At 70.1% G+C, this 13,432-nt stretch carries 16 protein-coding genes; 12 read left to right on the forward strand and 4 right to left on the reverse strand.

Annotated elements, in window-relative coordinates; all coding sequences use genetic code 11:
• Positions 1–20: 20 nt before the first annotated feature.
• From LRS10_RS21245 to LRS10_RS21260, 4 genes are read right to left on the reverse strand one after another with little or no spacing between them, the layout of a single operon-like run.
• Positions 21–326 carry a hypothetical protein gene (locus LRS10_RS21245; protein WP_257838980.1) on the reverse strand — a complete coding sequence of 102 codons (306 nt, stop codon included), beginning with the start codon at positions 324–326 and terminating at the stop codon, positions 21–23.
• Positions 319–612: a hypothetical protein gene (locus LRS10_RS21250; RefSeq protein ID WP_257838981.1), complete on the reverse strand. Its 294-nt coding sequence runs from the start codon at positions 610–612 to the stop codon at positions 319–321. Before LRS10_RS21250 ends, LRS10_RS21245 begins: the two co-directional genes overlap by 8 nt.
• Positions 599–883 (reverse strand): hypothetical protein, encoded by a 285-nt coding sequence (locus LRS10_RS21255; RefSeq protein ID WP_257838982.1) that lies wholly within the window; start codon positions 881–883, stop codon positions 599–601. The genes LRS10_RS21250 and LRS10_RS21255 overlap by 14 nt, the downstream gene beginning before the upstream one ends.
• Entirely contained in the window at positions 880–1,935 is a 1,056-nt protein-coding gene (locus LRS10_RS21260) for an arginase family protein (protein ID WP_308237999.1), read from the reverse strand. Before LRS10_RS21260 ends, LRS10_RS21255 begins: the two co-directional genes overlap by 4 nt.
• Positions 1,936–1,959: 24 nt before the next feature.
• Here LRS10_RS21260 and LRS10_RS21265 point away from each other — a divergent pair, with 24 nt between their 5' ends.
• The 12 genes from LRS10_RS21265 to LRS10_RS21320 all read left to right on the forward strand — a co-directional run bounded on the left by LRS10_RS21265 (position 1,960) and on the right by LRS10_RS21320 (position 13,432).
• Positions 1,960–2,853, forward strand: a complete 894-nt coding sequence (locus LRS10_RS21265) for a LysR family transcriptional regulator (RefSeq protein ID WP_257838984.1) — start codon at positions 1,960–1,962, stop codon at positions 2,851–2,853.
• Positions 2,854–3,298: 445 nt separating this feature from the next.
• Positions 3,299–4,243, forward strand: coding sequence for a bifunctional enoyl-CoA hydratase/phosphate acetyltransferase (locus LRS10_RS21270; protein WP_257838985.1), 945 nt, complete (start codon positions 3,299–3,301; stop codon positions 4,241–4,243).
• On the forward strand, positions 4,240–5,418 hold the full coding sequence (locus tag LRS10_RS21275) for an acetate/propionate family kinase (RefSeq protein WP_257838986.1): 1,179 nt from the start codon (positions 4,240–4,242) through the stop codon (positions 5,416–5,418). The genes LRS10_RS21270 and LRS10_RS21275 overlap by 4 nt, the downstream gene beginning before the upstream one ends.
• 137 nt (positions 5,419–5,555) lie before the next feature.
• The gene (locus LRS10_RS21280) at positions 5,556–6,002 is read left to right on the forward strand and encodes a TadE/TadG family type IV pilus assembly protein (protein ID WP_257838987.1); all 447 of its coding nucleotides are present in this window, start codon (positions 5,556–5,558) and stop codon (positions 6,000–6,002) included.
• Positions 5,999–6,406, forward strand: coding sequence for a TadE/TadG family type IV pilus assembly protein (locus LRS10_RS21285; RefSeq protein ID WP_257838988.1), 408 nt, complete (start codon positions 5,999–6,001; stop codon positions 6,404–6,406). The genes LRS10_RS21280 and LRS10_RS21285 overlap by 4 nt, the downstream gene beginning before the upstream one ends.
• 2 nt (positions 6,407–6,408) lie before the next feature.
• Complete coding sequence (locus LRS10_RS21290; protein WP_257838989.1) at positions 6,409–7,704, forward strand: Tad domain-containing protein; 1,296 nt, start codon at positions 6,409–6,411, stop codon at positions 7,702–7,704.
• Positions 7,701–8,945: a pilus assembly protein TadG-related protein gene (locus tag LRS10_RS21295; protein ID WP_257838990.1), complete on the forward strand. Its 1,245-nt coding sequence runs from the start codon at positions 7,701–7,703 to the stop codon at positions 8,943–8,945. The genes LRS10_RS21290 and LRS10_RS21295 overlap by 4 nt, the downstream gene beginning before the upstream one ends.
• A gap of 240 nt (positions 8,946–9,185) precedes the next feature.
• The gene (locus LRS10_RS21300) at positions 9,186–9,350 is read left to right on the forward strand and encodes a Flp family type IVb pilin (RefSeq protein WP_257838991.1); all 165 of its coding nucleotides are present in this window, start codon (positions 9,186–9,188) and stop codon (positions 9,348–9,350) included.
• Between the two features lie 66 nt (positions 9,351–9,416).
• A complete protein-coding gene (locus LRS10_RS21305) occupies positions 9,417–9,911 on the forward strand; it encodes a prepilin peptidase (RefSeq protein ID WP_257838992.1) in 495 nt (164 codons plus the stop codon).
• Positions 9,912–9,924: 13 nt separating this feature from the next.
• Positions 9,925–10,791, forward strand: a complete 867-nt coding sequence (gene cpaB / locus LRS10_RS21310) for a Flp pilus assembly protein CpaB (protein WP_257838993.1) — start codon at positions 9,925–9,927, stop codon at positions 10,789–10,791.
• Positions 10,788–12,215, forward strand: coding sequence for a type II and III secretion system protein family protein (locus LRS10_RS21315; protein WP_257838994.1), 1,428 nt, complete (start codon positions 10,788–10,790; stop codon positions 12,213–12,215). The genes cpaB and LRS10_RS21315 overlap by 4 nt, the downstream gene beginning before the upstream one ends.
• Positions 12,216–12,217: 2 nt before the next feature.
• On the forward strand, positions 12,218–13,432 hold the full coding sequence (locus LRS10_RS21320) for a CpaE family protein (RefSeq protein ID WP_257838995.1): 1,215 nt from the start codon (positions 12,218–12,220) through the stop codon (positions 13,430–13,432).

Genomic DNA, 13,432 nt, shown 5'->3' on the forward strand with positions numbered 1-13,432 from the left:
GGGCGCGCCCGTGACAGGGGCTAGGCCAGGTTGACGGCGCCGGCGGCGCCCAGATCAATCCGGAAAATCTCGCCCGATCGCTCCCCATGCGCCTGCCCGAACAGGAGCGATCTGGCGTCGGGCGAAAGCAGCGGGCCGACCTGGAACACATCGGACCTCGCCGGCACACGGCCGATCTCGACCCACCCCGAGGGGGTCCGCTCGAACCTGTAGAGGTGCGAACGATCGCCTCGGTCCGCCACCACGATCAGCGTGCCGCCGTCCTGGGACACCTCAGCTTCGTACTCATTGGCCGCCGTGCTGACCGGTGGGCCTATGTTACGCACCGCCCAACTCCCGTCCACGCGCCGCTCGGCGACATAGATGTCGCTCTCGCCATGCCCGCCGGGGCGGCTCGATCCGAAGTAGAGGCCCCTTGCTATCGGCGCGGGGCAGCAGCTCCGCCGCGGGCGAGTTGACTGGCGGCGGGAGTCTCTCCGGATCGCCCCAGCGGCCGCCTGCGCCGCGCCGGACGTACCAGATGTCGAAATCCTCGTTCGCCGGATCGTGCCGAGCCGAGATGAAGTAGAGCCCCTCACCGTCCGGCGTGTAGCCGGCGTCAGCTTCGATCACCGGGGCGGGCGCAGCGAAGGGCGGCGGCGCCCGGCGTGGTCCACCGCCCGGCTTCACATCGCGACATCAGCAGCCGCCAGTTCCTGAACGTTGGGTCCGCCGACAGATAGATCAGCTCGCGACCGTCGGGCGACAGGGTTGGCGTCGACTCGTAGGCCGCCGCCGATAGTTCAGCCGGCGTCCAGACTTCGGGCTCCCCATGCGGGGGCGCTGGCGCGGGAGCAAAGGCCGCCAGCAGGACGCTGGCGAAAAGCGACGCCGCCCGTTTCATACCGGGCTCATCAGGCCGGCGAAGCCTTGCCGGAGGCAGTCTACGACAGCGCGCGCGTGCACGCCGGCGGGGTCGAGCTCGGGATCGAAGATCGCTACGTCCGCGCCAACGATCCGACCGGATGCGAGCAGGCCTGCGGTGAGCTCCGCCAACTGGGGGAAATCGAGACCGGGCGATCCGGGGGAGTCCACCGCCGGCATGACCGACCGGTCGAGCACGTCGAGGTCGATGTGCAGCCACAGCCTGCGGCGCTCCCCGTCGACGGGCTTCAAGGCGGCGGCGACCGTACGCGCGACGCCCTGCTCCAGGACCGTCCTCATCGGCAGCCGGCGGATCTCGGTCCGAACGATGTCGCCATAGCCCACGCCCTCGCGCAGCGCCTCGCGTTCGCCGATTTGCACCACGTCACGATCCCGAACGAGGGGGCGGCCGCTCCAGAGCGCGAGCGAGAGCTCGCCGCGGCCGACGGCAAGCGCCAAGTCCATGCCCGCGACGCTGCCAAGCCGCCGGCGGCTGTCGTAGTTGCCGGGATGGAAGAAGTCGGAGTGTCCGTCCACATGCAGCAGGCCAATGTCGCCGGCGGCGCCGGAGCCGAGGAGACACCCCAGCAGGATGCTGCAGTCGCCGCCGACGACCAATGGGAAGCCGCCGTCGCGCAGGGTCCGACCGACTTCAAAGCTTAGCCGCTCGCTGAAGGCGCGGATCTCGCGGCCGTTGCGGATCCGTGTGCCGGCTTCCGCACCGAACTTGTACGGTGGCCGCGGCAGCTCCGAGACCCGGTCGGCGGACAGGGCCTCGACCAAGCCCGCGACGCGTAGCGCCGTCGGCGCCGCCCAGACCCCAGGCTGCGCACCGGCCTTAGGAGGCCGTAGGCCGAGGTTACTCGGGGCGAGGATGAGATCCAGGCGTGGCCGCGGCACACGCCCGCCAGCACCTAGGAAGGGCAGCGCGGCGGCGAACGCACGGCGGGTTGGTCCACGTACCAAGCTCATCATTGCGGCCTTGGTTAGCGGCGCCTCACGCGCCGCCATAACGATGATCCTGGCGATCATTTCAACGCGGGCTTACAATGCCGCGTGATCCTCCGGTCTTCGTCCCTGGAAACGCTTCGCGTGTTCGAGGCCTGCGCCCGGAACGGCAGCTTCACCAGGGCCGCCGCTGAGCTTGGCGTCAGCCCCGCCGCGGTGAGCCAGCGGATGCGCAATCTTCAGCTGGACCTCGGCGTCCCTCTCTTCGAGCGGCACGGTCCCCGGATCAGCCTCACGGCCGACGGCGCGCGTCTGGCTGAGCGGGTCGGCGATGCGATGCAGGAGCTCGCGACGGCGCTCGCTGAGTGCGTGCGTCCCAAGGTTATCCGCGTCAGCGCGACCCCGACGTTCGCGTCAAGATGGCTAGCGCCCCGCCTATCTGACTTTAGCGAGCGCCACGGTGTCGCGGTGTCGCTGGATCCATCGATGGACCTGCGCGCGGCTGGGCAGTTCGACGTGGCCATCCGCAGCGGCGCGGGTGCCTGGCCGGGCTGTGCCGCGACGCGCTTGTTCTCACTTGATCTAACGCCGCTCTACAATCCTCGGCGCTATCGGCCCGATGCGCTCGAAGCGCCGGCGGACCTCCTCCGCTGCCGGCTGATCGCCAACGATGATTGGCCCCGTTGGCTGGCAACCGCCGATGTCGTGCCGGCCGCAGCGCCGGCGGCCCTGGCGGAGACCGGCTTTCCCACGCAGGACCTCGCCGCCGCGGCTGCGATCGAGGGCGCTGGCGTAGCGTTGCTGTCGCCGCGCCTCTTCCAGCACGCCATCACGGCCGGCGATCTGGTCCAGCCCTTCCCGATTGTCGCCGCCGGAACCCATGCCTACTGGGCGCTGGTCCGTGAGGCGGAAACACGCGGCCCCGTCCTGGCTTTCCGCGACTGGCTTCTGGCCGCCTGCGCTCGCGAGACCGGCGATCCGCCGTCGTCTAGCGGATTGTGATCCCTGCCCCGCCAGACGAGCCGCACGCGCTCAGCGTTCCGCATCTTCCATCCATTCAGGCCGATCAACCCTGAGACCGCCTGCAGCCAAAGGTCACGGAGCGCCGCGACAGCCGCCGCCTAAGGCTGCGCTTAGAAGCGAACGTGAACTCAGCGTACTATCTTTGCACCCGATATCTCGTAAGTCATTGATGTATTTTAGTTCTCTCCGCCTAGCCCATCATCGGCGCGACGGAAAATCTGTGGGGTTCGAAGGTCACCGGCTGCGTCTATCCCTCGCCACCCCTGCAGATGGGGCGTGGCCCTGCGCGGCGGCAAGAACCACGCCTTGCGCTGGAACGCAAAGCGACAGGGGCGCGGCGGGACCTTGTGCCGCCGGGGCGCCGCACCCTAGGCTTCGCCGGCGAGCCACGCTCGCACCCTGCCAGAGCTGCGGAGCTTCTCCCGTGTCCCCCTCGACCCATGCGGCCGGCTCGCAGCTCGAACGACTGCTCAGGCTGGCCGAGGCCAGTCCGCCATTGCCCACCGCCGTGGCGCATCCCGTCGATGCGCTGTCGATCCGCGGGGCGGCCGAGGCCGGCGAGCGCGGAATGATCGAGCCCATCCTGATCGGCCCGGCGAAACGGGTTCAGGCCGCCGCTGCGGCCGCCGGCGTGGACGTGTCCCGCTACCGCCTCGTCGATGTCGAGCACAGCCATGAGGCGGCGGCCCGCGCCTGCGCCCTCGCCGCGAGCGGCGAGGCCCGCGCGATCATGAAGGGCGCGCTGCACACGGACGAGCTGCTCGAGGCGGTCGTGGCGGAGCACTCGGGCCTGCGCACGGACCGGCGCATGAGCCACGTGTTCGTGCTGGATGTCCCGGGCTTCCCTCGCCCGCTCCTCATCAGCGACGCCGCCCTCAACATCGCGCCCGATCTGATGACGCTGCGCGACATCGTGCAGAACGCCATCGACTGCGCGCATGCCATGGACATCGTCGAGCCCAGGGTGGCCATTCTGTCGGCGGTCGAGACGGTGAACCCGAAGATGACCTCCACCGTAAACGCCGCAGCCCTCTGCAAGATGGCCGACCGCGGGCAGATCGTCGGCGGCCGGCTGGAGGGGCCGCTCGCCTTTGACAACGCCATCTCCGAGGAGGCCGCGCGGACCAAGGGCATCGCCTCGGACGTCGCCGGCCACGCCGACATCCTGATCGTGCCCGACATCGAGTCCGGCAACATGCTCGCCAAGCAGCTCTCCTATCTGTCGCACGCCCAGTCGGCCGGGATCGTCATGGGCGCGCGGGTTCCGATCGTTCTGACCAGCCGCGCCGACCCGGAGGCTTCCCGCCTCGCCTCCTGCGCGCTGGCGATCCTGGTCACCCAGCAGGCGCCGAGCAAATACGTCCGATGAGCGGGCCGCGGCTGCTCACGCTCAACGCGGGCTCGTCGAGCCTGAAGTTCGCCGTGTACGGCCTGCAGCCCGAGCCCCCGCTGCTCATGTCCGGCCAGGTCTCGGGCCTGGGCGTCGCTCCCAGGTTCCGGGCCCGCGCCGAAGGCGCGAGCCTTGCCGACGAAGCCTGGCCCACCGTCGGCCTCGACGCGGTGCTGGAGCGCCTGTTCGGTTGGATGGACAACACCGGCTGGTCGCTGGACATCGCGGCCGTGGGGCACCGGATCGTCCATGGCGGCCTGGAGTTCACCCGGCCGACCGTGCTCACGCCGGATGCGGTCGGACGGCTGGATCGCCTGTCGCTGCTGGCGCCGCTGCATCAGCCGTTCAACCTCCAGGCGGTGTCGCGGGCGCAGGCGCGCTTCCCGTCCAGTCTGCAGGTCGGCGTCTTCGACACGGCCTTCCATGCTGCGCAGCCCCGCGTCGCCCGCCTCTACGCCCTGCCCCGCGACCTGATCGACGAAGGGGTCATCGCCTATGGGTTTCATGGACTGTCCTACGAGTACATCGCCGGCGTTCTGAAGCAGCGAGAGGGGCCTCAAGCCGGCGGCCGCACCATCGTGCTGCACCTCGGCAGCGGCGTTTCCCTCTGCGCGCTGGACGGCGGGCGCAGCGTCGCCACCACAATGGGCTTCTCTGCGCTGGACGGGCCCCCGATGAGCACTCGGAGCGGGTCGCTTGACCCGGGCGTGCTCCTCTATCTGATGCAGGCCAAGGGCCTCGGCGGCCAGGAGATCGCAGATCTGCTGTATCACCGATCCGGCCTGCTGGGCCTCTCGGGCGTCAGCGGCGACATGGTCACGCTTCTCGCCAGCGAGGACCCGCGCGCGCGGGAGGCGCTCGACGTGTATGTTCATCGCCTCGCACGACAAGTCGGCGCGCTGGCCGCGAGCCTCGGCGGCCTGGACACTCTCGTGTTCACCGCAGGCGTCGGAGAAAACGCGCCGTCTATCCGCGAGCGGGTTTGCCGGCGGTGCGCATGGCTGGGGGTCGCGCTCGACCCCGACGCCAACACCTCCGGGCGGGGCCGCATCAGCGCCGCGGAGAGCGCGGTGAAGGTTCTGGTCGTACCGACCGATGAGGAGCTCGTGATCGCGAGGGCTGTCGTGAACGCGGCGCGGCGCTCGGCCCGCTAGCGTCAGCTCAAACTCAACCTGCGCGCGCGCCTCTGCGACCTACGCGCGCAGTGCGGCCGTTACGGGTATCAATACAACCTGCGCGAGCCATATGACCGCGTCCCGCGGGACCTTCCCGCCAACCTGGGACCGCGATCATGCGCTTGACGATGCGCCCCCTGATGCAGAACCGCGACGGGTCTGCGGCGGTGGAGTTCGCCCTGTTGCTGCCGATGCTGCTCCTGCTGCTGGCGGGACTGGTCGACGTCTCGCGCCTGATCTCCCACACCATGCAGGTTCGAGCCGCGGCCCAGGCCGGCGCAGACTGGGCGCAGCGCAACGGGTGGGACGCGACCCGCATCGCCTCCGCCGTGACAAGCGCCACGACCCTGCAGGGCGTCAGCGCCGCGCCTGCGCCGGCGCGCAGCCTGGGCTGCGTGGTCAACGGGAAGATCACGGCGCAGTCGACGAACTGCGCCAACAACATCGCGCCGGGTCAGTTCGTCACCGTCGCGGCGCGGGCGCCGTTCAAGGGCGTGGTTCCCTGGCCGGGCCGCGTGCTGCCGAACACGCTCTCCGCCACGGCCACGGTGCGCGTCCAGTGACCCCGCCGCGAAAGCTCCTCGCCCGTCTTGCGGGCTGTCGGCGTGGCGCTGCGGCCGTCGAGGCGGCCTTCATCCTGCCGCTCCTTCTGCTGCTGATCCTGGGGATCTTCGAGTTCGGCCGCATGGCCTGGACCAAGTCGGCCCTCGACTTCGCCGTGCAGGAGGCCGCCCGCTGCGCCGTCGTACGCCCCGGCCAGTGCGGGACCACAGCGCAGATCCAGGCCTATGCCGCGGCCAAGGTCGCCGCGGTCGGCGTGCCGGCCAGCGCGTTCACCGTCGCCACCGGCCAGGCCTGCGGCGTCCGCGTCGCGGCCGTCCACCCGTACCGCGCCATGTCAGGCCGCTTCCTGACCGACCTGTTCGGCAGGACCACGACCCTACGAGCGCAGGTGTGCCGGGCCTGAGAATGCGCCGAGCGTCCACCTTCCTGCGTCAGGTCCGCGACGACCGTTCGGGCGCCAGCACGGTGCTCGTCGGCCTCGGCGCCGTCGTCCTGCTCGGCGCCGCCGGCCTCGCGACCGACGTCGCCGGTTGGTACGCCGCCCGTCGTGACGCTCAGCATGCGGCGGACTCCGCCGCCTTCAGCGCCGCGACGGCCATGGTCGCCGGCGGCTCCGACTACGAGGAACAGGCCAAGGCGATCGTCGCGACCTACGGCGTCAAGGACGGCCAGGCGGGTGCGAAGGTCACCGTCGCCCAGGGCCAGAGCGCGGACGGCGCGGCCACGGTGCAAGTCATTGTCGAGGAACCGGCCCGGCGCTTCTTCTCACGACTGTTCCTGACCGGCGCACGAAGCATCAGGGCGAGCGCCGTGGCCCGTGTCGGCGGCGCAGGCGAGGGCTGCGTCCTGGCGCTGCATCCCAGCCTGAAGGACGCAGTGGAGCTCAGCGGCTCCACGGAAGTGCGGCTGAACGGCTGCTCGCTGATGGTCAACTCGAGCAACGCCGGCGGGTTCAAGATGTCTGGCTCATCGAGCCTCTCGGCCCCTCACGTCCTGGTGGGCGGGTCCGACTGGTCCCGCAGCGGTTCATTCAAGCTGACCACTCAGGACCGGAACCTTCCCCTCTTCAACCGACCCCCGACCGCGGATCCCTATCTGGGCGTCCGGGAGTTCGAGGACTTCCACGGCTGCGATCATCGCAAGATGAACATCGGCGGCAGCGACACACACGAGTTCCCCGCGAAGTCGACGCCCAGGATCTTCTGTGAAGGGCTGACCATCAACGGCAGCGCGAAGGTGACCTTCAAGCCCGGAATCTACGTCATCGATCGGGGCGTTCTGAGCTTCTCCGGCAGTTCGAGGATCACGGCCGAGCGGGGCTCGGTTTTCATCCTGACCAGCAGCACCGGCTCGAACTTCGCCCGGTTCAACATCACCGGGTCGACGACCGTGAAGATCACGGCGCCCTCGAACGGCGACTACGCCGGCCTGGCCATCTACCAAAGCCGCAAGGCGCCCGTGAGCAAGAACGACTCCGACAATACCTTCACCGGCAGCAGCGACAGCGTCATCGAAGGCGCGATCTACCTGCCGAACCAGTCCCTCGACTACCACGGCTCGACGTCCCAGACGTCGGGCTGCGTGCAGGTCATCGCCAGCACCATCAAGTTCACCGGCTCCTCCGGCATGGCGCTGAACTGCAGCGGCGTCGGCGTCCGCGCCATAGGCGGGGGGCAAGACGGTGCTGGTCGGCTGACATGACGCGCCCCAACCTCCTCAATGACCGCTCCGGCGCCGCTGCGCCCGCAACGGCGCTTGGGCTGGTCGCGCTGCTGGGGTTCGCCGGTCTGGCGGTCGATCTGGGCCACGGCTATCTCCAGCGCCGCAGCAGCCAGCACGCGGCCGACAGCGCAGCCTACAGCGCCGCCGTCGCCCTCACGGCCGGAGCGGCCGATCCGACGGCGCAGGCCTGGGGCGTGGCCGCCGAGTACGGCCTGCAACCCGCACAGGTCACGGTGAACCTTCCCCCCGTCTCCGGCGCCTACGCCGGATCCGCGGGCGCGATCGAAGTCCTCGTCCAACGGCCGGGACGGCGGTTCCTGGCCGGCGTTGTCGCGGGGGCGCCGCAGACGATCCGCGCCCGGGCGGTGGCGCGCACCGGCCGGACAGGCGACGCCTGCGTCGTGGCGTTGCACGCCAACGCCAGCGCCTCGGCGTCCGAGACGGGGTCGGCGGATGTGCGGCTTGATGGCTGCGCCCTGTTCGCCAACTCCACCAGCCAGAGCGCGCTGGAGCTGAGCGGCGGCGCGCGGCTGACCGCCAAGAGCGTCAATCTCGTCGGCGGCTACAGCCAGAGCAGCAATTCGACGATCACCACGACCGAGGGCGTGAACACCGGGCAGGCCGCCATCGGCGACCCCTATGAGGACGTTGGCGTACCGCCCTACGAGACCTCCTGCCCCATGAATGGAGCGAAGCTCGCCTCCGGAACCTACGGCCGCACGGACGGGCGCCCGACGGTCTATTGCAACGGCCTGACCATCAACGCCGGCGCCAGCGTGACCCTCAGGCCCGGCGTCCACGTGATCGATCGTGGCGCGCTGCTCGTGAACGGTAATGCGACGCTCCGCGGCGACGGGGTCACCATCGTTCTGACCAGTTCGACCGGCGCGGACTACGCCACCGTGGACATACGCGGGGGCGCGGTCGTCAACCTCTCGGCGCCCACGGCCGGGCCAACCGCGGGACTGGCCTTCATGCAGGATCGCCGCGCGCCAGCGTGGGGCGAAAACAAGCTGAACGGCGGCTCAAGTCAGCAGATCGCGGGCGCCCTCTACTTTCCCTCGCAGACGGTGACGTTCGCCGGCGGGAGCGAAAGCGGAGGATGCACGCAGGTGGTCGCCAGCAAGGTGCACTTCTTAGGCAATGCGCGACTGGCGCTGAATTGCCAAGGCACAGGCGTGCGACCTGCAGGCGGTCGACGGCCATTGCTTGTGGAGTAACCACGAAGGCCTGCGACAGTTTATCCTAATCAAGCCCCATACATTTGAGATTCAAGCTTAGCCTTATCGCCTTCGATACGGGTGCGCCTGGGGAATTATACTTCCATTACCCTCTTTTGGTGTACTTTATGTCGCACATTGCAACCATTGCGACAGGTTAATGCCACACTTAATTAGACATCCACCGACGGGGCCGCTTCAGAGCGCTCGTGCCGGGAAGTCAAATTGAGGAACTCCGCTATGAACCTGCTGAAGAAGCTCGCCGGTGACCGCAAGGGCGCCACCGCCATCGAATACGGCCTGATCGCCGCCTTCATCGCGCTCGCCATGACCGCCGCCCTGCCGGGCATCAAGACCGCGCTGGGGACCAAGTTCGCGGCTGTTGAAACGGAACTCGGCAAGTAAGCCGAGACGAATGAGCTGAGCGGACCTCCTGCAGGTCCGCCCCACCTCTGAAACCGAGGGCGGACGATGACCCACGTTGCCGACGCGGCGCTCCTGTCCGCCCTCGCTCTCTCCGCCGGGGCCCTGCTCTGGGCCGCGGCCAGCGACCTCTCCAGGTTCCTGATCCCCAACCGGGTCTGCCTGCTGCTCGTCGCGAGCTATGGCCTGGTGGTCACGACCTTTCCGATGGGCCCCTGGCTGGCGGGTCTGGCGATCGGCCTTCTCGCCTTCGGTCTCGGCCTGGTGCTCTTCGCCCGCGGCCTGGTCGGCGGCGGCGACGTGAAGCTCGCGGCCCCTATCGCCGCCTGGGCCGGCGTCGAACACCTCTCGGGATTCATGCTCGTGACCTCGCTGGCCGGCGTCGCCCTGGCGCTCGTGATGCTGAGCCCGGCGCGCCGCCTGATGCCGCGCGCCGCCGGCTCGGAAGCCCAGACGGGCTTCGCCCAGCCGATGCCGTTCGGCGCGCCTCTGGCCGCCGGCGGCCTGTGGGTGCTGCTCCAGCACCTGACCGCAACCTTCTGAGGGAGAGAGCCCGGTGGTTTCCTCACGTCGCCTGGCCTACCTGGGCGCCGCGGCGCTGCTGTCCGTTGGCGCCGTCTACCTGACGCAGCAATGGCTGCAGGGACAGCTCGACCGCGTCTCGCAGGCCGCCACATCGGGCCAGCCGGCCGCCCCCGTCGCCGCCCAGGTGCTGGTGGCCGCGAGGCCGCTGCCGGCCGGAACCATCCTGAAGCCGGCCGATGTGCGCTGGCAGAGCTGGCCGGCGGGCGCCGCCGACGGGTATCTGACGAACGTCGCATCCAGCCCCGCCCAGATCGCCGGCGCCGTCGCCCGGACCGATCTCGCGGCCGGAGAACCGCTGACCGCCCAGCGTGTCGTGCAGCCAGGCGAGCGCGGCTTCCTCGCCGCCGTCCTGAAGCCCGGGCGCCGCGCCGTCACGGTCAATGTCTCGGCCAGCACCGGCGTCGCCGGCTTTATCTTCCCGGGCGACAAGGTCGACCTCGTGCTGAGCCGTGAGGCTGGCGACAAGCGCTTCGTCAGCGAGACCGTCCTGACCGATGTCCGCGTGGTCGGCATCGACCAGCGCACGTCCAACCCGAACAGCGAAGTCCTGGTCCCCCAGACGGCCACGCTCGAAGTCACGCCCAAGCAGGCCGAAGTCGTCACCATGGTGACCGAGCTGGGCAAGCTGTCGCTCAGCCTCCGCAGCCTGGCCACGCCGGCGGACGCTGGCCCAGCGGACCACGCCGTCACCCGCACCTGGGACCACGAGATCACACGCGGGAGCACCCCGCGCGCCGCGCCGGCCGCGGCGCCGACGTCTCGTTCCCCACGCGCCGCCGCACCGGCCGTCGAAGTCGTGCGCGGCTCGGCCTCCAGCACCGAGGGAGCCTCATCGTGAGACGCCTGACCGCACTTGCCGCGGCGCTTTCGCTGTCGCTTGGCGCCGTCGCGCCCCAGGCCGCCTTGGCCGACGTCGTCGTGCTAGGCGATGTCTCCACCGACCTGCAGGTCGAGGCCGGCAAGGGCCGCCTGATCCGCCTGGACCGGCCCGCCAAGACCGTCTTCATCGCCGACCCGAAGGTCGCCGACGTGCAGGTGAAGTCGCCGACGCTGGTCTATGTGCTGGGCAAGGCGCCGGGGACGACCAGCCTGTTCGCCCTCGACGCCAAGGAGCAGATGATCGCCAACCTGGCGGTCAATGTCGGCATCGACACCGCCCGCCTGGCCAGCGCGCTGAAGCGTCACGCGCCGAACAGCCAGATCAAGGTGGAGAGCGTCGACGGCGCCCTCATCCTGTCGGGCCAGGCCGGCTCGGCGTCCGAAGGCGCCGATGTGCTGCGCATCGCCGCCCAGTTCGTGCCCGGCGACGGCGAAGCCAGGGCCTCGCGCCTGATCAACCGCATCGCCGTCCAGCAGACCAATCAGATCAACCTGCGCGTCCGCGTGGTCGAGGTCTCCCGGGAGGCGCGCGAGATCATCGGCGTGAACTGGAACGCGGTGGGCCAGCTCGGCAACGGGGTGGTCGGCCTCGCCACCGGCCGCGACGCCTTCATCCGCCAGATCGGCTCCGACGCCGTCGTCGGCGGGTACAGGGACGGCGACGTGGATGTGAACGTCCTCGTCGACCTGCTGAACCGCAAGGGGCTGGTGAAGGTCCTGGCCGAGCCCAATCTGACGGCGGTCTCCGGCGAGCCCGCCAGCTTCCTGGCCGGCGGCGAATATCCGATCCCGGTCGCCCAGGAGGACGACAAGATCACCGTCGAATACAAGGCCTTCGGCGTCAGCCTGGCCTTTGTGGCCACGGTCATGGACGGCGGCCGCATCAGCCTCAACGTCCGGCCCGAGGTCAGTCAGCTCTCCGACGCCGGCGCGGTCACCATCAACCAGCTGCGGCTCCCCGCCCTGACCACCCGCCGGGCCGAGACGACGGTGGAACTCGGCAGCGGCCAGAGCTTCGCCATCGCCGGGCTGCTGCAGAACACCTCGAACGACCTCGTCCGCAAGATGCCAGGGCTCGGCGACGTTCCAGTCCTCGGCCAGCTCTTCCGGTCGAGGGATTTCCAGAAGAACCAGTCCGAGCTGGTCATCATCGTCACGCCCTATCTGGTGAAGCCCTCGAACCAGAAGCTGGCGACGCCGTCCGACCTGCTCACCGCCGCCAACGACCAGAACCTGAGGCTGATGGTGGCCGAGGCCGCCGATCTCGAGCGCGGCTCGGACACCCCGGCGCTCTCGGGCGACGAGAGCCTCGCCGCGGTCCAGCGCCTGCGCGCCGGCAAGCAGAAGCCGCTCACCCAGATCATCACGCGCGAGGATCGATAGCCATGGCCCTGCCCCGCATCGCCCCCGGCGGCGAGACGCCCCGCGACGTCCTGGCGCTGGCCTGCGACGACGTCACTCGCGAGACCCTTCGCCAGGTCGCCGTCCAGCTCGGCTGGCCGCTGAACCGCGTGCGCGACGGCGGCCTCGTGGCGGCCATCGCCCACCTGCAGGCCAACCCGGCTCCCGCCGTGCTGCTGGTCGACGTCTCCGACAGCGAGGACGTGCTGGCCGGCATGGATGCGCTGGCCGAGGTCTGCGAGCCGCACACCCGCGTGGTGGCCATCGGCGCGACCAACGATGTGCGTCTCTATCGCGAGCTGATCGGCCTTGGCGTCAGCGACTACCTGGTCAAGCCGGTGAGCGCCGAGGTGCTGGCGGAGGCGCTAAGCGAGGCCGAGGCGCGCGAGCGCCCCGGTGGGCCGAAGTCGGCCACCTGCCGGACGATCGCCGTCGTCGGCGCGCGCGGCGGGGTGGGCGCGACCGCCGTCGCGACCTCGCTGGGCTGGGCGGCCGCTCACGAGCGCCACACCCGAACGGTGCTTCTCGACCTCGACCTGCAGTTCGGCGCCGCCGCCCTTGCCCTCGACGTCGAGCCCGGCCGGGGTCTGCGCGAGCTTCTGGCCAACCCTGCGCGCATCGACAGCCTTCTGATCGGCTCGGCCCTGGCGTCCGTGGGCGACAAGTTCCGCGTGCTCGCCGCGGAGGAGCCGCTGGAAACCGAACTCAGCCTTCGCGGCGACGGGCTCGAAGCGCTGCTGGCGGCGCTGGCGCAAGACAACCAAACGGTCGTCCTGGATGTCCCCCGCCGCCTCGACGCCCTGGGCCGGGCGGCTCTTGCCCGAGCCGACGTGGCCGTGATCGTCACCGATCTTAGCCTGCCCGGCATGCGGGACTCGCATCGGCTGCTGGGCCTGTTGGGACATCTGCGGACCGGCGAGACGCTGGTGGTTGCGAACCGCATCGGCGGGGTCGCAGGTGAGGTCCCGCAGGCGGAGTTCGAGCGGGGCGCCGGGCGCAAGCTGGACGCGATGCTCATCCACGACGCCAAGATCGCCGCCGCGGCCGCCGAACAGGCCAGGCCGCTGCTGGCCGCCGCTGGCCAGGCGGCGCCGCTGGGCGCCGAGCTGCGCCGTCTCGCCGGCCGGGCCCTGGGCGGCGCCGAGGCCAAGGCTCCGGCCGCCGCCGGATCCTGGCTGCAGAAGATCCTGGGGAAGTAG

Origin of the sequence: Phenylobacterium sp. J426, assembly GCF_024699945.1 — a bacterium.
In the GTDB taxonomy this organism is placed as follows: Bacteria; Pseudomonadota; Alphaproteobacteria; order Caulobacterales; family Caulobacteraceae; genus Phenylobacterium.